Genomic DNA, 22,551 nt, shown 5'->3' with positions numbered 1-22,551 from the left:
ATTGTTGATTTTTTGTTAAGCCGAGGAACGGCATAGTATTTTTTTCCAGGGGTGGGAAAAAAGGATATTCAGGAGAAAATGTGCCACATATCCGTCAGTTATGTTGGGTGGGATTACTGTGCTTAAGTGGCTCCGCCGCCGCTGCGAATGTTCGCTTACAGGTCGAAGGATTATCTGGACCGCTGGAGAAAAACGTTCGTGCGCAGCTGTCCACGATTCAGAGTGACGAAGTCACTCCAGACCGACGCTTTCGTGCGCGCGTTGATGATGCCATCCGCGAAGGGCTAAAAGCGCTGGGCTACTTTGAGCCAACCATTGATTTTGAACTGCGTCCGCCACCGGCGAAAGGACGCCAGGTGCTGATTGCCAAAGTGACCCCCGGTGAGCCGGTGCTGATTGGCGGTACCGAAGTGATTCTGCGCGGTGGCGCACGTACGGATAAAGATTACCTGGATCTGCTGAAAACACGCCCTGCAATCGGCACAGTGCTGAATCAGGGCGACTATGACAATTTCAAAAAGTCACTCACCAGCGTGGCGCTGCGTAAAGGCTATTTCGACAGTGATTTTAATAAAAGCCAGCTCGGGATAGCGCTTGAGCGCCGCCAGGCATTCTGGGATATCGATTACAACAGCGGAGAGCGCTACCGCTTTGGCCATGTCACTTTTGAAGGTTCGCAAATTCGCGATGAATACCTGCAAAACCTGGTGCCGTTCAAAGAGGGCAAAGAGTACGAGTCGAAAGATCTGGCAGAGCTAAACCGTCGCCTTTCGGCAACCGGATGGTTTAATTCCGTGGTGGTGGCGCCTGAATTTGATAAAGCCCGAGAAACCAAAGTACTGCCGCTAAAAGGCGTGGTCTCGCCGCGCACCGAAAATACCATCGAAACCGGGGCCGGCTACTCTACTGACGTGGGACCGCGGTTGAAAACCTCGTGGAAAAAGCCGTGGATGAACTCCTGGGGCCATAGCCTGACCACCAGTGCCAGTATTTCTGCGCCAGAGCAGGTCCTTGATTTCAGCTATAAAATGCCGCTGTTAAAGAACCCGCTGGAGCAGTATTACCTGGTGCAAGGCGGCTTTAAACGTACCGATTTAAACGACACCGAACAGGACTCCACCACGCTCGCGGTCTCCCGCTACTGGGACCTCTCCAGCGGCTGGCAGCGCGCGATTAACCTGCGCTGGAGCCTCGACCACTTTACCCAGGGTAACGTCACTAATACCACCATGCTGCTCTATCCGGGTGTGATGATCAGCCGGACGCGCTCGCGCGGCGGCCTGATGCCTGTCTGGGGTGATTCCCAACGCTATTCCATTGACTATTCGAATACTGCGTGGGGTTCAGACGTTGATTTCTCCGTCTTCCAGGCGCAGAACGTCTGGATCCGTACATTGTACGATAAGCACCGTTTTGTGATGCGCGGTAACCTCGGCTGGATTGAAACCGGTGACTTCGACAAAGTCCCGCCGGATCTGCGTTTCTTCGCCGGGGGCGACCGCAGTATCCGCGGTTACAAATACAAATCTATTTCGCCTGAAGGCAGTGACGGTAAGCTGAAAGGGGCCTCGAAGCTGGCGACGGGCTCGCTGGAATACCAGTACAACGTGACCGGTAAATGGTGGGGCGCGATGTTTGTCGATAGCGGTGAAGCGGTCAGCGATATCCGCAAAAGCGATTTCAAAACCGGTGCAGGGGTCGGTGTACGCTGGCAGTCGCCAGTGGGGCCTATCAAGCTCGACTTTGCCGTCCCTGTCGGCGACAAAGATGAACATGGTTTACAGTTTTACATCGGTCTGGGGCCTGAATTATGAGTTTATGGAAGAAGATAAGCCTCGGGGTACTGGTTTTTATCCTGCTGTTGTTAGGTACCGTCGCGTTCCTGGTGGGGACAACCTCTGGTCTGCATCTGGTCTTCAAGGCAGCTAATCGCTGGGTGCCTGGGCTGGAGATTGGTCAGGTTACCGGCGGCTGGCGGGATTTATCGCTCAAAAATATTCGTTATGACCAGCCCGGCGTGGCAGTAAATGCTGGCGAAGTACATCTGGCCGTGGGGCTTAATTGTCTGTGGAACAGCAGTCTGTGCGTCAACGATCTGTCGCTGAAAAATATCAACGTAGCGATCGACAGCAAAAAAATGCCGCCATCAGCGCCGGTGGAGGAAGAAGACAGCGGTCCGCTTAACCTTTCCACGCCATACCCAATCACGCTTTCACGCGTGGCGCTTAACAACATCAATATCAAAATCGATGACACCACGGTTTCCGTGCTGGATTTCACTTCCGGCCTCAACTGGCAGGAAAAAACACTGACCCTGAAGCCAACGTCATTGCAGGGGCTACTGATTGCTCTGCCTAAAGTGGCGGACGTGGCGCAGGAAGAGGTCGTCGAACCAAAAATTCAAAATCCGCAGCCGGACGAAAAGCCGCTCGGTGAAACGCTAAAAGATCTGTTCTCAAAGCCGGTGCTGCCGGAAATGACCGATGTGCATCTGCCGCTCAATCTCAATATTGAAGAATTTCGCGGCGAGCAGCTGCGCGTGACCGGGGATACGGATCTCACGGTACATAACCTGCTGCTGAAAGTGAGCAGCATTGACGGCAACATGAAGCTGGACGCGCTGGATATCGACTCGAATCAGGGGGCGGTAAAAGCCAGCGGCACGGTGCAACTCACCGACACATGGCCGGTCGATATTACGTTAAACAGCACACTCAACATCGACCCGTTAAAAGGCGAAAAGCTGAAGCTGAAGGTCGGCGGCGCGCTGCGTGACCAACTGGAAGTCGGCGTAAATCTGTCCGGTCCGGTGGATTTGGACCTGCGGGCGCAAACGCGTCTGGCGGAAGCCGGGTTGCCGCTCAATCTGGAAGTGATGAGTAAGCAGATTTACTGGCCGTTCACCGGCGACAAGCAGTTCCAGGCCGATGATATCAAGCTCAAGCTGACCGGCAAAATGACCGACTACACGTTGTCGATGCGTACCGCCGTGAAGGGGCAGGATATTCCTCCGGCCACCATTACGCTGGATGCCAAAGGTAACGAACAGCAGATCAATCTCGACAAACTGAGCGTTGCGGCGCTGGAAGGGAAAACCGAGCTGAAAGCGCTGGTGGACTGGCAGCAGGCGGTCAGTTGGCGTGGGGAGCTCACGCTGGATGGCATCAACACCGCGAAAGCAATCCCTGACTGGCCGTCAAAACTGAATGGCCTGGTGAAAACGCGCGGTAGTCTGTACGGTGGAAGCTGGCAGATGGAGGTTCCGGAGCTGAAGCTGACCGGCAACGTGAAGCAGAATAAGGTCAATGTGAACGGTTCGCTGAAAGGTAACAGTTACCTGCAGTGGACGATCCCGGGCCTGCATCTGGAACTGGGGCGCAACAGCGCGGATGTGAAAGGGGAACTGGGGGTCAAAGACCTCAATCTCGACGCGACGATTGATGCCCCGAATCTGGATAACGCGCTGCCTGGACTGGGCGGTACGGCGAAAGGGCTGGTAAAAGTTCGCGGTACGGTCGACGCGCCGCAACTGCTGGCGGATATCACCGCCCGTGGTCTGCGTTGGCAGGAACTTTCCGTGGCTCAGGTGCGCGTCGAGGGCGACGTGAAATCAGCTGAGCAAATCGCCGGTAGCCTCAACGTGCGTGTAGAGCGGATTGTGCAACCTGACGTGAATATCGGCCTCGTGACGCTCAACGCCAAAGGCAGCGAACAGCAGCATGAGCTGCAACTGCGCATTCAGGGGGAGCCGGTTTCCGGGCAACTGGATCTGGCAGGCAGCTTCGATCGCAAAGAACAGCGCTGGAAAGGGACGCTGAGCAATACGCGCTTCCAGACGCCGGTTGGTCCATGGTCGTTGAACCGTGCGATTGCGCTGGATTACCGTAATCAGGAACAGAAAATCAGCATTGGGCCACACTGCTGGAATAACCCGAATGCGGAACTGTGCGTGCCGCAAACCATTGATGCCGGTGCAGAAGGGCGCGCGGTGGTGAACCTGAATCGCTTCGATCTGGCAATGCTGAAACCGTTTATGCCGGATACAACCCAGGCCAGCGGCGTATTCAGTGGCAAAGCGGATGTGAGCTGGGACACCACCAAAGAGGGGCTGCCGCAGGGACAGGTCACGCTAAGTGGGCGTAACGTGAAGGTCACCCAGAGCGTAAACGATGCCGCGTTACCGGTGGCGTTTGAGACGCTGAACCTGACCGCTGACCTGCACAACAACCGTGCTGAACTGGGATGGCTGATTCGCCTGACCAACAACGGACAGTTTGACGGACAGGTGCAGGTAACAGACCCGCAAGGACGCCGTAATCTGGGCGGTAACGTCAATATTCGCAACTTCAATCTGGCGATGGTGAACCCTATCTTCTCCAGAGGTGAAAAAGCCGCAGGAATGATCAACGCCAATCTGCGTCTGGGCGGTGATGTGCAAAGTCCACAATTGCTTGGACAACTGCAGCTTAGCGGTCTGGATATCGACGGCAACTTTATGCCGTTTGACATGCAGCCCAGCCAGTTAGCCGTTAACTTCACCGGAACACGTTCCACGCTGGCGGGCGTAGTGCGCACGCAGCAGGGAGAAATTAACCTGAGCGGCGATGCCGACTGGAGTCAGATCGACAACTGGCGGGCGCGTGTTGCAGCCAAAGGCAGTCGCGTGCGTATCACCGTGCCGCCGATGGTTCGTCTGGATGTCTCGCCGGATGTGGTCTTCGAAGCCACGCCGAACCTGTTTACTCTTGATGGCAACGTGGATGTGCCGTGGGCACGTATTGTAGTGCACGACCTGCCGGAAAGTGCGGTGGGGGTGTCCAGCGACATGGTGATGCTCAACGACAATCTGCAGCCAGAGAAGCCGCAAAGCGCCGGTATTCCGATCAACAGCAACCTGAACATTCATGTAGGCAACAACGTACGTATCGATGCCTTTGGTCTGAAAGCGCGTCTGACGGGCGATCTGAAAGTTGCACAGGATAAGCAGGGGCTGGGGTTGAACGGCCAGATCAACATCCCGAGCGGGCGTTTCCATGCCTATGGTCAGGATTTGATTGTGCGTAAGGGCGAGCTGTTGTTCTCCGGCCCGCCGGATCAGCCGTTGCTCAACATCGAAGCGATTCGTAACCCGGATGCCACCGAAGACGACGTGATCGCCGGTGTTCGCGTCACCGGCAGCGCCGATGAACCGAAAGCGGAGATCTTCTCTGACCCGGCAATGTCACAGCAAATGGCCCTCTCTTATCTGTTACGTGGGCAAGGGCTGGACAGCGAGCAGAGCGACAGCGCGGCGATGACATCAATGCTTATTGGCCTGGGGGTTGCACAAAGTGGTCAGGTTGTGGGTAAAATCGGGGAGACATTTGGCGTAAGCAATCTGGCACTGGACACGCAAGGGGTGGGTGACTCCTCTCAGGTGGTTGTCAGCGGATACGTACTGCCAGGTCTGCAGGTGAAATATGGTGTGGGTATATTTGACTCTTTAGCGACACTCACGCTACGTTATCGTCTGATGCCTAAGCTATATCTGGAAGCCGTGTCTGGCGTAGATCAGGCACTTGATTTGCTCTATCAGTTCGAGTTTTAGCAATGCGAATATTTGTCTACGGCAGTTTACGAACCAAACAAGGCAACAGCCACTGGATGACCAATGCCCTGTTGCTGGGAAATTTCAGTATCGATAATTACCAGTTGTATAGCCTGGGCCACTATCCAGGCGCGGTTCCGGGGAACGGAACGGTACACGGGGAAGTTTATCGTATTGACAACGCCACGCTGGCAGAGCTTGACGCTCTGCGTACGCGAGGTGGCGAATATGCACGCCAGTTAATTCAGACGCCGTACGGAAGTGCATGGATGTACGTGTACCAACGTCCGGTTGATGGCTTAACGCTGATTGAAAGCGGTAACTGGTTAGACAGAGACCAGTACTGATATATCACTTACGAGAATAAAACAACGCCACCCGAGGGTGGCGTTGTTTTATTCCGGATTTAAAACTCCACGCGCGCGCCGAGGTTATAGCGGCGACCTTCCACCTGCGCGGATTCATTCCATGCAGTTGTCAGTTTCGGATCCTCATCCAGCACGTTGTAGACCCCTGCCATCAACTGCGTGTGCTTATTGAGCTGATAACGTACGCCCACATCAACCATTGTGTAGTCATCGTACTTGTAGTTATTACCGCTGTTGCGGTTACTGCTGCGATAGTTCACCGTACTCCACACGTCGAGACTCTGTGTCGCCGCCCAGGTCAGCGACAGATTCGCCATATGACGCGGGTAGTCGTTCAGCGCGTAGCCTTTGTTGACGCCGCTTTTCTGCTCGCTGTGGTTCCAGGTGTAGTTAGCGTTGGCTTTGATGTCGGCGCTAATTTGCCAGTCGGCATTCAGCTCAATGCCGTATACGTCTGCCTCACTGACGTTAAAGTATTTACTGACGGAATCTGCTTTGTAGCCATTCACCGAGCACTGGTTTGTCGCCGTGGTTTCACAAATAGTTTGTTCAGCGATTTTGTCTTTGAACTGGGTATAGAAGACCGTGCTATCCAGAGCCAGCACATCGCCCGTCCAGTAGAGACCCAGCTCAGAGTTAACGCTTTTCTCTGGTTTCAGGTCGTCATTACCTACCGTCAGGAATGGATAAGGCACGGTTGAGCCGTAAGGGGTGACGAAGTTGCTGGAGGTCGCGCGTAGCTCCGGTTTTTTATATCCTGCCGAAATACCGCCCTTTAGCGCCCAGGCATCGCTGAAGGCCCAGTTGCCGTACATTTTTGGCGTAATATGCGTACCAAAGTTATCGTCCTGATCCATACGCGCCGAAGTAGTCAGGATGAAATCGTCAATACTCCAGCCATCTTCAGCAAACAGCGCCCAGCCGTTGCGGCTGATTTTGGTTACCGGCTCTGAGCCGGGCAGCGTTTTGTTAGCCACATCAAAGCGGTCATTTAACTCTTCGCGGGTAAAATTCGCCCCGATGGTCAGTTTATGGTTGTCGAGCGTGAAGGTGGTTTGCGAATTAGCGACGTAGTTCTCCATCTGCACATACTGCGGGGACTGGCCGTCATAAACGTATTTTGAGCGGCCCTTTTCGTAGTTGATGTAGTTGGTCGTCGCGATGGTGTCATCAGCATACCAGCCGGTATGCGTCAGAGTGGCGGCGTTACGATCGAACAGCCATGACCATGGCGCACCGCGTTTCTGGGTACGGTTTTTCTCCTGCTCGCCGGTGACCACGTTGAGATCGAACAGGTTATTGTCGCTGGCGGCCAGACCCAGCGTCATATCAACGGATTTACGGTTGTGTTTGCCGAAATAGTTATTGCGATCGTCATCGCGACGGTCGAGCCAGTCGGCCGCGACGCTAAGGCCCAGCACATCAGGCACAATCGGCCCCATGGTAAACAGATTCATCTGGCTGGTATTACCCAAATACTGGTGTTCCTGAAGCCAGGTATTCGCCGCAATCGCTGTCGTCCAGTCTTTCGCACCGTACGGTTTTTTGGTTATAACGTTGACCACACCGCCGATGGCATCTGAGCCGTACAGCGAGGACATTGGCCCGCGGATAACTTCAATACGCTCAATGGCCTCCATTGGCGGTAAGAAGTTGGCTTCAGTACCGATATCATGGCCGTAGGGGCGCGATTCACCGGTATTTTGTTTGACGCTGTTGACCATAAAAGCGGTATAGGACGGGTCCATACCGCGGATCATAATGCTACCCGCGTTCATGCCGCTGCTGTTGGTGACCGAGACGCCAGGCAGGTTTTTAATCGCTTCACCGATATTACGATCCGGCTGAATATCCAGCGTTTTACGATCGATAACCGAAATAGTGGCCGGTGCTTCGCGTTTTTGTTGCGAGAACCCGGATGCGGTGATCACCATTTCATCTTCACTATTGCGTGAGGTTTCGGTGAGTTCTTCTGCCTGAGTGGGGAAAATAACACCGCCTGAGAATGCGACGATCCCCGTCAGCGTAATAAGTTGACGCGTTTTCATAATATAAGACACCTGAAAAGTAAAAAATAAAAGCATCACCTTGCAACCCGGAAAAGCTGCAAGGTGTAAGAAGCGTTTTTAATTATTAATATTTAGAGAGATCGACTTTCAGCACGTAGTCGGGCTTCACACCGGTCATTTTTTCCGACTGCTTTACACTGATATACAAGGTGTTAGCATCTGCCGAAAGCGCCAGACTGTTAGGTAACGCCTGGGTTTCGATGCTTTGTTTTACCTGATAGGTTTTGCTGTCCACGATGCTGATACGTTTTGCATTACGGTGGGTGATATACACTTCCTGGCGTTTTTCGTTATATAGCACTGCCAAAGAGTTAATGACCTTAATTGGCGCAATAACCTTGCCAGTATTAATATCGACAACCAGAACATCAGCCAGATCGGGATCTGTCAGAAACGCACGATTATTTTTTGCATCAAGCGCAATATTCAGGAAAAAATGTTTCTTAGCGGGTTCAATGGTAAAACGGTTAATAATTTTATGGCTGGTGGTATCCAGCGTAATCAGTTCATTCCGGCCATTCACGACATACAGGCGATCTTTATCAGCATCAATGGCCATACCGGTCGGGTACTGACCCATGTTTTCAAGGGTGGCAATTTTTTCACGTTTTTGCGTATCCACGACCCAGACAATGCCTTTTTCAGCCACGCCAGAGACATACAGGCGGTGATGCTGTTTATCGAGCACCATTTCACGGGTATGGACAATGTCTTTCGGGTTTTTTGCTTCGCTCAGTTGCAGTATCGCCAACTCGTTACCGCTGCGGGTATCGATGAGCGTGACTGAACCTTCCAGCGTGTTACCGACATACAGCACCTGATTTTCTTCATCCAGGGCAGTGGCAAAGGCACGACGGCTGGTCTTGATGACTTCGGTGGTGGTGAGTTTTTCCAGATCGAGTTTGTAGATAAGCCCGCTGGTTTTGTCTTTATCAAATGACGGAGACGAGGCGGCATAGAGCGTGTTCTGCTGACTATCAACCGCCAGTTCATACACGCCGTTACCGACATCGTGGGTCAGAAAATCTTTTTCAGGTAGCGTCTGCGCCACGCCGGACAGGCTGGTAAATAACAGCGTCGTGACGAGTGCTACGCCGGAATAGTGTTTCAGGGACTTCACAGTGTGGAGGTTCATTGACTTTTATTCACATTTATTTACGTGTTGCGAATGATAATGAGATCTAATCTCATTCGCAAATAAGATGAATAAAATGTGACTACCCAATCTGGTAGGTCAAAAAGAAAGCAGCGGGCTACCGGGAAAATAAAGGGAGGGAAAGTACAGACATAAAAAAACCCTTACTAACCAGAGGCTGGTGTTCAGGGTTTTCAGCGCCGGCGAAATTATTTCTTCGCGCGCTCGAAGGAAGCAACGATTTCAGCTTTAGCGGCTTCAGCGTTGTCCCAACCGTCAACTTTCACCCATTTGCCCGCTTCGAGGTCTTTATAGTGCTCGAAGAAGTGAGTGATCTGCGCTTTCAGCAGGTCCGGCAGGTCGTTCACATCTTTGATGTGATCGTATTCTTTGCTCAGTTTGGTGTGCGGTACGGCAACCAGTTTCGCATCTTCACCGGATTCGTCGGTCATTTTCAGCACGCCAACCGGGCGGCAGCGGATCACTGAACCTGGCTCCAGCGGATACGGAGTCGGCACCAGAACGTCTACCGGATCGCCATCCAGAGACAGGGTGTGGTTGATGTAACCGTAGTTGCACGGATAGAACATCGCGGTGGACATGAAGCGGTCAACGAACAGGGCGCCGCTCTCTTTGTCAACTTCGTATTTGATCGGATCTGCGTTGGCAGGGATCTCGATAACAACGTAGATATCTTCCGGCAGATCTTTACCGGCAGGGACGTTGAGTAAGCTCATGTCTGTTTCCTTTAAATAAGCTATGGCAAACAAGTGGCGGGTATTATAGCCAACTCGCGCTGAATGTCTCCGCTTGTTTTCGATTTCCCTCCTCAGAATTTGGCCTTTTCCTCCTGCGTTAATGACAGAAAAATCCATATCTTCAGCCGCATTTTTCATAGTGAGATGAAAGCGATTACAAAGTTGTGATTAACGTTTTATTTACTTTTTTGAAGTGTGATGTAACGCAATCCGTTACATGCTCAATTGTCTATAGTTTTTTCGCGACGGTTTATTAACCAACAATAATCACCCTACGAGGACGCACTTATGTGGAAGCGCTTACTTTTAGTCACAGCAGTTTCGGCAGCCATGTCGTCTATGGCAATGGCAGCCCCTTTAACCGTAGGATTTTCGCAGGTTGGCTCTGAATCCGGCTGGCGCGCCGCAGAAACCAACGTTGCGAAAAGCGAGGCCGAAAAGCGGGGTATTACGCTGAAAATCGCTGATGGCCAGCAAAAGCAGGAAAACCAGATTAAAGCAGTCCGCTCATTCGTGGCGCAGGGCGTTGATGCCATCTTTATTGCGCCAGTCGTGGCAACAGGTTGGGAGCCGGTATTAAAAGAAGCAAAAGATGCCGACATTCCCGTCTTTTTGCTCGATCGTTCCATCGATGTAAAAGACAAATCTCTCTATATGACTACCGTCACTGCTGACAACGTGCTGGAAGGTAAATTGATTGGCGACTGGCTGATCAAAGAAGTGAACGGCAAGCCGTGTAACGTCGTTGAGCTGCAAGGGACCGTCGGGGCCAGCGTGGCGATCGATCGTAAAAAAGGTTTTGCTGAAGCCATCGCTAATGCACCTAACATCAAAATTATCCGCTCACAGTCCGGTGACTTCACCCGCAGTAAAGGGAAAGAAGTGATGGAGAGCTTTATCAAAGCGGAAAACAACGGCAAGAACATCTGCATGGTTTACGCCCACAACGATGACATGGTGATCGGTGCGATTCAGGCGATCAAAGAAGCGGGTCTGAAACCCGGCAAAGATATTCTCACCGGTTCCATCGACGGCGTACCGGATATCTACAAAGCGATGATTGACGGTGAAGCCAACGCCAGCGTCGAGCTGACGCCGAATATGGCAGGTCCGGCCTTCGACGCACTGGAGAAATTCAAAAAAGACGGCACGATGCCTGAGAAGTTGACCATTACTAAATCGATCCTCTATTTGCCAGATACGGCGAAAGAAGAGTTAGAGAAGAAGAAAAACATGGGCTACTAGCTTTGTTGTCGGTCTTCCGTAGGCCGGATAAGGCGTTACGCCGCCATCCGGCATTTATTGCCAGATGGCGCTGCGCTTATCAGGCCTACGAGACACCGTGATTTCGTACCGGAGGAATGCCATGACCACCGACCAACATCAGGAAATCCTCCGCACCGAAGGATTAAGTAAATTCTTTCCCGGCGTAAAAGCACTGGATAACGTGGATTTCAGTTTGCGTCGTGGCGAGATTATGGCGCTACTGGGGGAAAACGGAGCCGGTAAATCGACGCTAATCAAAGCGCTGACCGGCGTTTATCATGCCGATCGCGGCACTATCTGGCTCGAAGGCCAGCCGATCTCCCCGAAAAATACCGCACATGCCCAGCAACTGGGAATTGGCACCGTGTATCAGGAAGTGAACCTGCTGCCCAATATGTCGGTCGCGGATAACCTGTTTATTGGCCGTGAACCACGGCGTTTTGGCCTGCTACAGCGTAAGCAGATGGAAAAACGTGCCACGGAGCTGATGGCGTCATACGGTTTTTCCCTTGATGTACGCGAGCCGCTGAACCGCTTTTCCGTGGCGATGCAACAAATTGTCGCGATTTGCCGGGCAATAGATCTCTCCGCGAAAGTGCTGATCCTCGACGAACCCACCGCCAGCCTCGATACCCAGGAAGTTGAAATGCTGTTCGGTCTGATGCGCCATCTGCGCGATCGTGGCGTCAGTCTGATCTTCGTCACCCATTTCCTCGATCAGGTTTATCAGGTCAGCGATCGTATCACTGTCCTGCGTAACGGCGGCTTCGTTGGCTGTCGCGAAACCCGCGAGCTGCCACAGATCGAACTGGTAAAAATGATGCTGGGCCGTGAACTGGATACCCATGCGCTACAGCGTGCGGGGCGCACATTGCTGAGCGATAAGCCGGTGGCGGCCTTTAGCGGCTTTGGCAAGAAAGGCACCATCGCGCCGTTTGATTTGCAGGTTCGTCCCGGCGAGATCGTCGGGCTGGCGGGGCTGCTGGGATCCGGGCGAACAGAAACGGCAGAAGTGATCTTCGGTATTAAACCCGCCGACAGCGGCAGTGCGCTGATCAAAGGTAAACCGCAGACCTTGCGATCCCCACATCAGGCTTCGTGCATGGGGATCGGCTTTTGTCCGGAGGATCGTAAAACGGATGGCATCATCGCCGCGGCTTCGGTGCGGGAAAATATCATTCTGGCGTTGCAGGCACAGCGCGGCTGGCTGCGGCCCATTGCGCGGAAGGAACAAAACGAGATTGCCGAGCGTTTTATCCGCCAGCTCGGAATTCGTACCCCCAACGCTGAGCAGCCGATTGAGTTTCTCTCCGGCGGCAATCAGCAAAAAGTATTGCTCTCGCGCTGGTTGCTGACCAAACCACAGTTCCTGATCCTCGATGAACCCACGCGCGGGATCGACGTCGGTGCACATGCCGAGATCATCCGCCTGATCGAAACGCTGTGCGCGGATGGCCTGGCGCTGCTGGTGATTTCATCCGAACTGGAAGAGTTAGTGGGCTATGCCGATCGGGTCATTATTATGCGCGATCGTAAACAGGTAGCCGAGATCCCACTGGCTGAACTGTCCGTACCGGCGATCATGAACGCCATTGCGGCCTAAGGAGACTATGGTGATGCCTCAATCTCTCCCTCAATCCAACACCGCGAAACGACGGTTCCGTTGGCCAAAAGGTATGCCGCAACTGGTGGCGCTACTTCTGGTGCTGCTGGTCGACAGCCTGGTGGCTCCGCACTTCTACCAGGTGATTTTGCAGGATGGTCGCCTGTTCGGCAGCCCGATTGATATTCTCAACCGCGCCGCCCCCGTGGCGCTGTTGGCGATTGGTATGACGCTGGTGATCGCCACCGGCGGCATTGATCTTTCCGTTGGCGCGGTGATGGCGATTGCCGGTGCGACTACTGCGGCGATGACGGTGGCCGGGCACAGTCTGCCGGTGGTGCTGCTTGCTGCCTTAGGCTCCGGAATACTGGCCGGGCTGTGGAACGGGATTCTGGTGGCAATCCTCAAGATCCAGCCGTTTGTTGCGACCCTTATCCTGATGGTGGCCGGGCGCGGAGTGGCGCAGCTTATCACTTCCGGGCAGATCGTCACCTTCAACTCGCCCGAGCTGTCGTGGTTTGGCAGCGGCTCGCTCTTACTGTTCCCCACGCCGGTGATCATCGCGCTGCTGACGCTGGTCGCCTTTTGGCTGCTAACGCGTAAAACGGCGCTGGGCATGTTTATTGAAGCGGTGGGCATTAACATTCGTGCGGCGAAAAACGCCGGGGTGAATACCCGCATCATTGTGATGCTTACTTATGTGCTGAGCGGCCTGTGTGCGGCTATCGCCGGTATTATCGTCACGGCGGATATCCGTGGGGCAGATGCCAATAACGCCGGATTGTGGCTGGAACTGGATGCCATTCTGGCGGTAGTCATCGGTGGCGGTTCGCTGATGGGCGGGCGCTTCAATCTGTTGCTGTCGGTGATCGGCGCATTGATTATTCAGGGGATGAACACCGGGATTTTACTGTCGGGATTCCAGCCGGAACTGAACCAGGTGGTCAAAGCTGTGGTGGTGTTGTGTGTGCTGGTCGTGCAGTCACAACGCTTTATCAGCCTGATAAAAGGAGTGCGTGGTCATGATAAAACGTAATTTACCGCTAATGATTACCCTCGGCGTGTTTGTGCTGGGGTATCTCTACTGCCTGACCCAGTTTCCGGCTTTTGCTTCAACCCGGGTAATCTGCAATATCCTGACTGATAACGCTTTTTTAGGGATTATTGCCGTGGGCATGACTTTCGTCATTCTCTCCGGGGGGATCGACCTTTCCGTTGGCTCGGTGATCGCTTTTACCGGCGTATTTCTGGCGAAAGCGATAGGCTACTGGGGGATTTCCCCGCTGCTGGCGTTTCCCCTGATTTTGCTGATGGGCTGCGCGTTTGGCGCGTTTATGGGGTTACTGATTGATGCACTGAAGATCCCGGCATTCATTATTACGCTGGCGGGAATGTTTTTCCTGCGCGGCGTCAGCTATCTGGTCTCTGAAGAGTCGATCCCAATTAACCATCCGATTTATGACACGCTCTCAAGTCTGGCATGGAAAATTCCTGGCGGCGGTCGCCTGAGCGCGATGGGGTTGTTAATGCTGGGCGTGGTGGTGATTGGCATCTTCCTTGCGCACCGTACGCGCTTTGGTAATCAGGTTTACGCCATTGGCGGCAACGCCACGTCGGCCAACCTGATGGGCATTTCAACCCGTAGCACGACCATTCGTATCTATATGCTGTCTACCGGGCTTGCTACGCTGGCCGGCATTGTGTTTTCCATTTACACCCAGGCGGGTTACGCGCTGGCGGGCGTTGGCGTCGAGCTGGATGCGATTGCTTCGGTTGTTATCGGCGGAACGCTACTGAGCGGCGGGGTCGGTACGGTGTTAGGCACCTTGTTTGGCGTCGCCATTCAGGGATTAATTCAAACCTACATTAATTTTGACGGCACATTAAGTTCCTGGTGGACGAAGATTGCGATTGGTATTTTATTGTTTATTTTTATAGCGTTACAACGCGGTTTGACGGTGCTATGGGAAAATCGTCAAAGCTCGCCAGTAACCCGAGTGGGTACGACAGCAACATCAAAGTAACATCATGATTTTCAATAAAATGTTTAAATACCTAAACTTTTTCCGGTTGTAGTCGATAGGTTCTGTACAGGTCTGTTTTAACCCTACAACCGGAAATATAACAATGCCAAAATCCCTTTCAATTCGATCAAGTTTGTTGGTGTTATTGTCGCTGCTGACGTTCCTTCTGTTACTGACCGGAGGGATGGGGCTATATGCCTCTACTCGTATTATTACTTCATTGATTTACAACACTATTATGAGTGGGGCGATGTTGGCTGCTATCGCGCTGCTGGCCGTGATTTGGTTTATGCTGCGAAATAAGTTTCTCAAGCCGCTGGATAGCATAGTGGAGCAACTGGAACGCCTGGCGACGGGGGATTTGTCGCCGGTTTCGGCGCCGTCGGCCAGCGCCGAATTCAACCGCCTGAACGCTGCAATGGATGAAATGCGCCATGCGCTGGGGGACTCGGTACAACGCGTACGCGATGCCAGTTCGCAAATTGATATTGGTAGCCGTGAGCTGACGGCCGGAAATCAGCATCTGGCGCAACGCACTGAATCGACAGCCACGTCGCTGGAGCAGACCGCCGCCAGCATGGAAGAACTCACGGCGACCGTGAAACAAAATGCGCAGAACGCGGAACAAGCGCATCAGTTGGCAAAATCGGTGTCGGATACTGCCGATCGAGGTAGCGAGATGGTGTGCTATGTGATCGAGAAAATGCGCGATATTTCCGGCAGTTCCAGCCGAATTGCCGACATCCTTAGCGTAATCGATGGTATTGCTTTCCAGACCAACATCCTGGCGCTTAATGCCTCCGTTGAAGCGGCGCGTGCCGGTGAACAAGGGCGGGGCTTTGCGGTTGTCGCAGGTGAAGTTCGAAATCTGGCCAGCCGCAGCGCTGAAGCGGCCAAAGAGATCCGCACGTTAATCAGCGATTCGCACACGCACGTGGGTGAAGGCAGCGAGCTGGCGCAGCAGGCGGGTGAAACCATGGATGAGATTGCGACTGAGGTCATGCGTATGACCAAACTGATGCGTGAAATTGCCAGTGCGTCCCAGGAACAAAGTCGCGGCATTGAGCAGGTGAATATTGCGGTGATTCAGATGGATGAAACGGCGCAGCAAAATGCGGCGCTGGTACAGCAGTCGTCAGCGGCTACCCGCTTGCTGGAAGAGCAGTCACATGCGCTGCTTGAAGCAATGGCGGCGTTTAAGCTACAGACAGCGTAACCGCGCGTAGGCCGGATAAAGGCGTTTACGCCACCATCCGGCAATATCACCGCATTGTGCCGGATGGCTCTTCGCTTATCCGGCCTACACTGTGCTTGTAAGCCGGATGTTGCGCTTACGCGTCCGGGAACTCGCGGATAAAGCGTTCTACATCTTCAACCATATGGTCGTTACCCACGAAGAAGGAGCGGCGCTGGTGCAGGCTTTCCGGGATGATATCCAGAATACGATTTTTACCGTCGCTCGCCTTGCCGCCCGCTTGCTCGGCCAGCAGGGCCATTGGGTTGCATTCATACAGCAGACGCAGTTTCCCTTCCGGGTGGCTGGCGGTGCTTGGGTACAGGTAGATCCCGCCTTTCAGCAGATTGCGATGGAAGTCCGCAACCAGAGAGCCAATGTAGCGCGAGGTGTACGGTCGCTGGGTTGATTTATCTTCTTCCTGGCAGAATTTAATGTACTTCTTCACGCCGTTCGGGAATTTGATGTAGTTACCTTCGTTAATGGAGTACGTGCTGCCTTTCGCCGGGAAGCGCATACGTTCCTGGCTGAGGCAGAATACGCCCAGAGAAGGATCGTAGGTGAAGGCGTGCACGCCACAGCCGGTGGTGTACACCAGCATGGTGGAAGAACCATAAACCACGTAACCCGCAGCAACCTGCTTGTTGCCCGGTTGCAGGAAATCCTCTTCCGTGACCGGAGTACCGACGGGGGTTACGCGGCGGTAAATAGAGAAAATCGTACCGACAGAGACGTTAACATCGATGTTGGATGAGCCATCCAGCGGATCCATTAGCACAACGTATTTAGCGTGTTCACAGCCTTCAAAGACGACGATTTCATCTTCTTCTTCCGAGGCAATGCCCGCCACAATGTCGCGCGCCTTCAGTGCAGCTTTCAGTTTTTCGTTCGCGAACAGATCGAGTTTTTGCTGAACCTCTCCCTGCACGTTCTCAGCACCGCTGGCACCCAGGATATCGACCAGACCGGCCTTGTTGATATCGCGGTGGATGATCTTGGCACCCAGCTTTATTGCCGACAACAAAGCAGTGAGTTCACCGGTAGCATGAGAAAACTCGTGCTGCTTTTCGACAATAAATTCACCTAACGTTTTCATAACCCTTTCCCTGCAATTTATGTGGAGTAAAGCGACCGCAACAATATTAACAAATATTTCCATTGTTGCGCTCAGGTGAATCGCGCCAGCAAACTACGGAATATCCTGAAATGCGTTTCTCAGTTGCCAGACATGTGCGTAAAATGGCTCCCAGATTAAAAAAGGATAGTGACGTATGCGCATTCATATTTTGGGAATTTGTGGCACTTTCATGGGCGGTCTGGCGATGCTGGCGCGCTCGCTCGGTCATGAAGTAACGGGTTCGGACGCCAATGTGTATCCGCCGATGAGTACTTTGCTTGAGAGGCAAGGCATTGATTTAATTCAGGGGTACGATGCCAGCCAGCTCGACCCGCAGCCGGACTTAGTGATCGTCGGCAATGCCATGAGCCGTGGTAATCCGTGCGTGGAAGCGGTGCTGGAGAAGAACATTCCGTACATGTCCGGCCCACAGTGGCTGCATGACTTTGTGCTGCGCGATCGCTGGGTGCTGGCGGTAGCGGGGACGCACGGCAAAACCACCACGGCGGGAATGGCGACCTGGATCCTCGAAGCCTGCGGCTATAAGCCTGGCTTTGTGATCGGCGGCGTACCGGGTAACTTCGAGGTTTCTGCGCGTCTGGGCGAAAGCGGCTTCTTCGTGATTGAAGCGGATGAGTACGACTGTGCGTTCTTCGACAAGCGTTCCAAATTCGTGCATTACTGTCCGCGTACCCTGATCCTCAACAACCTTGAGTTTGATCACGCGGACATCTTTGACGATCTGAAAGCGATCCAGAAACAGTTCCACCACCTGGTGCGTATCGTGCCGGGCCAGGGACGCATCATCTACCCGGAAAACGACATTAATCTGAAACAGACGATGGCGATGGGCTGCTGGAGCGAACAAGAGCTGGTGGGCGAACAAGGCCACTGGCAGGCGAAAAAGTTGACCACCGATGCCTCAGAGTGGGAAGTGTGGCTGGACGGTGAAAAAGTCGGTGAGGTGAAGTGGGGCCTGGTCGGCGAGCACAACATGCATAACGGTCTGATGGCGATTGCGGCCGCGCGCCATGTGGGCGTCGTGCCTGCGGATGCAGCCAATGCGCTCGGTTCATTCATTAACGCCCGTCGTCGTCTTGAGCTGCGCGGTGAAGCCAATGGCGTGACGGTGTATGACGATTTTGCCCATCATCCGACGGCCATTCTGGCGACGCTTGCGGCGTTGCGCGGAAAAGTGGGCGGTACGGCACGCATCATCGCGGTGCTGGAACCCCGCTCGAACACCATGAAAATGGGACTGTGTAAAGACGATCTCGCGCCATCATTAGGCCGCGCGGACGAAGTGTTCCTGCTGCAACCCCCGCATATTCCGTGGCAGGTAGCAGAAGTTGCTGAAGCCTGCGTTCAGCCGGCTCACTGGAGTGGTGATGTGGATGCGCTGGCTGATATGGTAGTGAAAACCGCGCAGCCAGGCGATCACATTCTGGTGATGAGCAACGGCGGATTTGGTGGTATTCATCAAAAACTGCTGGATGGTCTGGCGAAGAAAGCTCAGCAGGAGTAATTCACCTGGTTTTGCGCTGAGCGGGTTGCCCCTGGCCCTGTGGGGATAGGGGGACTTGTTTGAAATGGCCTACTTAATTTGGATACAGTCAGAAGTTTCTGTCTTTCCATCTCGGTGGTGTTAACCCACCGTTGTTTTTATGTGGCCTAAGACGGTTGTAATATCCGCTCAGATACTGCATCACATCTTTCTCTGCTCCGCTTCTGTTTCAGTAGCTGTAGTGGCCGAGTAATATTGGCCACAGTTTTACAGACAAAAAGGATGGTTAGAGACCAGGTGGCAAATCTACAACCCATAGCGATTTTTGAATGTAAAATGCCCGATGAGTTTCATCGGGCATTATCAGGCTGAAAAGTGTCAATTTCTACCAGGATTAGTAACCTAAATAGTTAAACACAATTGATTAGAAACCAAAACTCAAGCCAACCGCAACACCAGTATTGTGTTGGGTATCAAGAGAGGCCTTCGCAGAAAGAGTGGCATTCTTACCAACATTATAATACGCACCAGCAGCCATGGATTGTTCACCACCAAATGTAGCTGCGCCCATACCGAAGTTGAAATCATAGCCAAATTTTTGTGGAATTGCAGTCATCGCCATTGCGCCAGCAATACCTGCTTTTGCTTGTTTATCGTTATCATCAATTTTGTTATCCAGGTTATTTACTCGGCCATCAAGTTGGGAGAACTTGTTATCGGTATAATTGTTTGCCTGGGTGAGCGAATTATCGACATACGCTTTACCATCTGCGCGATTTTTGGCTGAAGTTGTATCGGTGTAAGCATAAGAAGTGCTGATTGCATCTGCTTTTGCGACATCAGTATAACTATTTGCCGTCGCAATCGCTTCGTTTTTAGCCGTTGCAGTGGTGGTGTCAGTATAGCTGTTGGCAGTGCTGATAGCGTCCTGCTTAGCGACATCAGTATAACTATTTGCCGTCGCAATCGCTTCGTTTTTAGCCGTTGCAGTGGTGGTGTCAGTATAGCTATTGGCAGTGCTGATAGCGTCCTGCTTAGCGACATCAGTATAACTATTTGCCGTCGCAATTGCTTCGTTTTTAGCCGTTGCGGTGGTGGTATCAGTATAGCTGTTGGCGGTGTTGATAGCGTCCTGCTTAGCGACATCAGTATAGCTGTTGGCGGTGTTGATAGCGTCCTGCTTAGCGGTATCAGTATAGCTGTTGGCGGTGTCGATAGCGTTCTGTGTAGCGGTATCAGTATAGCTGTTGGCGGTGTCGATAGCGTCCTGCTTAGCGGTATCAGTATAGCTGTTGGCGGTGTCGATAGCGTTCTGTGTAGCGGTATCAGTATATGATTTACTGTCAGCAGTGCTGTTTGCGATATCTTGAGATAAACCAGTTGCAACATCGTCTACGTGATTGCTCAAATCACTAATAGAACTGGTGTTAGCGGCGATATCTGCAGTGTTGGCCGTGGTACGGGTATCAAGGTCTGCGATGTCCGAGGCGTTATCGGCAATAGCGCTGGTATTGGCTGCTATGTCTGTAGTGTTGGTTGCAGTTGCCGCAGTGTTGGCTGCTATGTCTGTAGTGTTGGTTGCAATTGCCGCGGTGTTGTCTGTCGTACGGGTATCAAGGTCTGCGATGTCCGAGGCGTTATCGGCAATAGCGCTGGTATTGGCTGCTATGTCTGTAGTGTTGGCTGCAGTTGCTGCAGTGTTGGCTGCTATGTCTGTAGTGTTGGCTGCTATGTCTGTAGTGTTGGTTGCAATTGCTGCAGTGTTGGCTGCTATGTCTGTAGAGTTGGCTGCAGTTGCCGCAGTGTTGGCTGCTATGTCTGTAGTGTTGGTTGCAATTGCTGCAGTGTTGGCTGCTATGTCTGTAGTGTTGGTTGCAATTGCCGCGGTGTTGTCTGTCGTACGGGTATCAAGGTCTGCGATGTCCGAGGCGTTATCAGCAATAGCGCTGGTATTGGCTGCTATGTCTGTAGTGTTGGTTGCAGTTGCCGCAGTGTTGGCTGCTATGTCTGTAGTGTTGGTTGCAATTGCCGCAGTGTTGTCTGTCGTACGGGTATCAAGGTCTGCGATGTCCGAGGCGTTATCGGCAATAGCGCTGGTGTTGGCTGCTATGTCTGTAGAGTTGGCTGCAGTTGCCGCAGTGTTGGCTGCTACTTCCCCTTCCAGGGTTTGAGTGGCAGCTGTCACTGCATCATCAACATATTTCTCGGTTGCATTATCGTCAGGCCCAGCAAAAACAACACTCGGTAATAATGCGCATGAAATAACAATAGTAAGCGCGCTACGTTTAAAATTCATAAGTGATAATCTCCGTATATATTATTGTAAAATAACAAGGGCAATATTGATTTATTCCTAATGAGATGAGGTTGCTCTAATACTATAAATCCTTGTTATGTGTAATAAGGTTTCTGCATCTAACGTCACGCGGATTATAAAATTATCATTTGTTAGTTCAATTTTATTATTTATTATGGATGTGATTTTTTTGTTTTTTTTTGTATTTAAAAACAATGGGTAATATCTTTTTTTTAAGGATTTTCTTGTTGTTTTTTTGGGATTTATGCCCGAAAACTGGATGTGGATATATAAAATAAAGATAATTATTGTTTTGATGAATTTATTTCTTGTGTGAATTTTTTATGTGTCACATATTAGTGGTGTATTTATTGTTGGCTGTATAATAAGTTGGTTTGAATATGAATGTTATATGTATATATTTGTCTTGATATATACAATTAGAGGGGGAAGTATGTGAGGTGATTTGATCTATATTAAAGGCTCTGGTATAAAGTTGGACTGCACCCCAATAGTTGGACGCTCCAGTTCTTTATGGCAAATCCAAAATATTCCCTCGGAACCAGATAGTCTGTAGTCAGACGCTACCTCTCCGGTATTGATGGTGTTACCTAAAAAACAACAATTATTCTCCTGAATTTCGGAAAGCTGTTGACTGAGCTTCACTCTGTGAAGAACTTACGATGCGCGAATCAGCGGCACGATTTCACATCTCAAATGAAAGTGTTGTCCCGTACTGGGTTAATGTGTACAAATTCTAAGACCAGAAAGGACTTCTGAGTATAAAACGCGGCTGGGGCAAACCAATGTCAAAACAATCAATAACATCCCCACTTACCGATGCGGGACTGGAAAAGCTCTATCCCGAAGAATTACGGGCTGAACTCCGTTATTTGCAATATCCATTACTACACCTACGAGCGGATGAGTTTTAAAATACAAGGCCTGAGCCCGGTAGAATACCGAACCCAAGCCCTGAAAGCCGCTGTCCCATTTTATGAGTGCAGACTATAACCCTGAGCCTTTTGTTAGGCTTCGTTTTCCGCCAGTTCACGCAGATACTGGAAGATCTGACGTGCTGATTTCGGCGGCTTGTTGCCTTCTTTCTCTTTCTTCGCGTTACGAACCAGAGAGCGAAGCTGCTGGCGATCGGCGGTTGGCCACAGGTTCAGCACCTCTTCTACAGCATCATCACCTTCGACGATCAGGCGATCGCGCAGTTGCTCAAGCTTGTGAAACAGTACAACCTGTTGGTTGTGACGGTTTTTCAGCTTGTCCAGCGCCTGACGGATAGGATCAACATCGCGCTGGCGCAACATTTTGCCAATCAGCTGCAGCTGACGGCGGCGACCTTCCATCTTAATCCGCTGGGCCAGCTCAATCGCGGCACGTAAATCCGCATCGAGCGGGATTTTATCCAGCGCGTTTTTCCCCAGTTCGACCAGTTCCACACCCAGGCGTTTTAACTCCTCGGCGTCACGTTTAATTTCACTTTTACTGACCCAGATAATTTCATCGTCTTCGTCTTCGATGTCATCACCGGGAACGTCGTCGAGCCAGTCTTCGGGCTGCTTAGTCATGTCAGGCTCC

Annotated in this window: 15 protein-coding genes and 1 pseudogene; 10 read left to right on the top strand and 6 right to left on the bottom strand. The window is 52.1% G+C overall.

From position 1 onward, the window contains the following. Nucleotides 1-80: 80 nt before the first annotated feature. The 3 genes from tamA to I6L54_RS22420 are packed head-to-tail and all read left to right on the top strand — an operon-like array spanning nt 81 to nt 5,934. Nucleotides 81-1,814 carry an autotransporter assembly complex protein TamA gene (tamA, locus tag I6L54_RS22430; protein ID WP_040232984.1) on the top strand — a complete coding sequence of 578 codons (1,734 nt, stop codon included), beginning with the start codon at nt 81-83 and terminating at the stop codon, nt 1,812-1,814. After that, nucleotides 1,811-5,587, top strand: a complete 3,777-nt coding sequence (gene tamB, locus I6L54_RS22425; protein WP_040232986.1) for an autotransporter assembly complex protein TamB — start codon at nt 1,811-1,813, stop codon at nt 5,585-5,587. Before tamA ends, tamB begins: the two co-directional genes overlap by 4 nt. A gap of 2 nt (nt 5,588-5,589) precedes the next feature. After that, nucleotides 5,590-5,934 (top strand): gamma-glutamylcyclotransferase family protein, encoded by a 345-nt coding sequence (locus I6L54_RS22420; protein ID WP_003025723.1) that lies wholly within the window; start codon nt 5,590-5,592, stop codon nt 5,932-5,934. Between the two features lie 59 nt (nt 5,935-5,993). Here I6L54_RS22420 and I6L54_RS22415 read toward each other — a convergent pair whose 3' ends face one another. The 3 genes from I6L54_RS22415 to ppa form a co-directional block, all read right to left on the bottom strand. After that, entirely contained in the window at nt 5,994-8,003 is a 2,010-nt protein-coding gene (locus tag I6L54_RS22415; RefSeq protein WP_040232987.1) for a TonB-dependent receptor domain-containing protein, read from the bottom strand. 85 nt (nt 8,004-8,088) lie between these two features. Next, nucleotides 8,089-9,159 carry a 7-bladed beta-propeller protein YncE gene (gene yncE, locus I6L54_RS22410; RefSeq protein ID WP_040232988.1) on the bottom strand — a complete coding sequence of 357 codons (1,071 nt, stop codon included), beginning with the start codon at nt 9,157-9,159 and terminating at the stop codon, nt 8,089-8,091. A 209-nt stretch (nt 9,160-9,368) separates the two neighbouring features. Beyond that, nucleotides 9,369-9,896 carry an inorganic diphosphatase gene (gene ppa / locus I6L54_RS22405; protein ID WP_005134479.1) on the bottom strand — a complete coding sequence of 176 codons (528 nt, stop codon included), beginning with the start codon at nt 9,894-9,896 and terminating at the stop codon, nt 9,369-9,371. A gap of 309 nt (nt 9,897-10,205) precedes the next feature. On the opposite strand from ppa, the gene ytfQ reads away from it, so the two are divergent. The 5 genes from ytfQ (at nt 10,206) to I6L54_RS22380 (ending at nt 16,026) form a co-directional block, all read left to right on the top strand. Further along, nucleotides 10,206-11,162: a galactofuranose ABC transporter substrate-binding protein YtfQ gene (gene ytfQ, locus I6L54_RS22400; protein WP_005134480.1), complete on the top strand. Its 957-nt coding sequence runs from the start codon at nt 10,206-10,208 to the stop codon at nt 11,160-11,162. A gap of 121 nt (nt 11,163-11,283) precedes the next feature. Beyond that, nucleotides 11,284-12,786, top strand: coding sequence for a galactofuranose ABC transporter, ATP-binding protein YtfR (gene ytfR / locus I6L54_RS22395; RefSeq protein ID WP_005134481.1), 1,503 nt, complete (start codon nt 11,284-11,286; stop codon nt 12,784-12,786). 13 nt (nt 12,787-12,799) lie between these two features. Beyond that, on the top strand, nt 12,800-13,822 hold the full coding sequence (ytfT, locus tag I6L54_RS22390) for a galactofuranose ABC transporter, ATP-binding protein YtfT (RefSeq protein ID WP_005134482.1): 1,023 nt from the start codon (nt 12,800-12,802) through the stop codon (nt 13,820-13,822). After that, entirely contained in the window at nt 13,809-14,810 is a 1,002-nt protein-coding gene (yjfF, locus tag I6L54_RS22385) for a galactofuranose ABC transporter, permease protein YjfF (RefSeq protein ID WP_005134488.1), read from the top strand. Before ytfT ends, yjfF begins: the two co-directional genes overlap by 14 nt. A gap of 103 nt (nt 14,811-14,913) precedes the next feature. Continuing rightward, nucleotides 14,914-16,026: a methyl-accepting chemotaxis protein gene (locus I6L54_RS22380; RefSeq protein ID WP_082031753.1), complete on the top strand. Its 1,113-nt coding sequence runs from the start codon at nt 14,914-14,916 to the stop codon at nt 16,024-16,026. A gap of 115 nt (nt 16,027-16,141) precedes the next feature. On the opposite strand, the gene fbp is transcribed toward I6L54_RS22380, so the two are convergent. Further along, nucleotides 16,142-17,140 (bottom strand): class 1 fructose-bisphosphatase, encoded by a 999-nt coding sequence (gene fbp, locus I6L54_RS22375; RefSeq protein WP_003025742.1) that lies wholly within the window; start codon nt 17,138-17,140, stop codon nt 16,142-16,144. Nucleotides 17,141-17,315: 175 nt separating this feature from the next. On the opposite strand from fbp, the gene mpl reads away from it, so the two are divergent. After that, nucleotides 17,316-18,686, top strand: a complete 1,371-nt coding sequence (gene mpl / locus I6L54_RS22370; RefSeq protein WP_040232991.1) for a UDP-N-acetylmuramate:L-alanyl-gamma-D-glutamyl-meso-diaminopimelate ligase — start codon at nt 17,316-17,318, stop codon at nt 18,684-18,686. 403 nt (nt 18,687-19,089) lie between these two features. Here mpl and I6L54_RS22365 read toward each other — a convergent pair whose 3' ends face one another. Next, nucleotides 19,090-20,961 carry a YadA-like family protein gene (locus I6L54_RS22365; RefSeq protein ID WP_217124629.1) on the bottom strand — a complete coding sequence of 624 codons (1,872 nt, stop codon included), beginning with the start codon at nt 20,959-20,961 and terminating at the stop codon, nt 19,090-19,092. Nucleotides 20,962-21,861: 900 nt separating this feature from the next. Between I6L54_RS22365 and I6L54_RS22360 the strand changes: the two are divergent. Further along, a pseudogene (locus I6L54_RS22360) lies at nt 21,862-21,975 on the top strand (IS3 family transposase); the annotation flags it as partial. 14 nt (nt 21,976-21,989) lie between these two features. Here I6L54_RS22360 and yjgA read toward each other — a convergent pair. Beyond that, nucleotides 21,990-22,541, bottom strand: coding sequence for a ribosome biogenesis factor YjgA (yjgA, locus tag I6L54_RS22355; protein ID WP_137378430.1), 552 nt, complete (start codon nt 22,539-22,541; stop codon nt 21,990-21,992). Nucleotides 22,542-22,551 lie beyond the last annotated feature (10 nt).

Source organism: Citrobacter pasteurii (genome assembly GCF_019047765.1).
Classification (GTDB): domain Bacteria; phylum Pseudomonadota; class Gammaproteobacteria; order Enterobacterales; family Enterobacteriaceae; genus Citrobacter; species Citrobacter pasteurii.
Note: the sequence above shows the minus strand (reverse complement) of the source record. Positions and strands in the feature narration are given on the sequence as shown.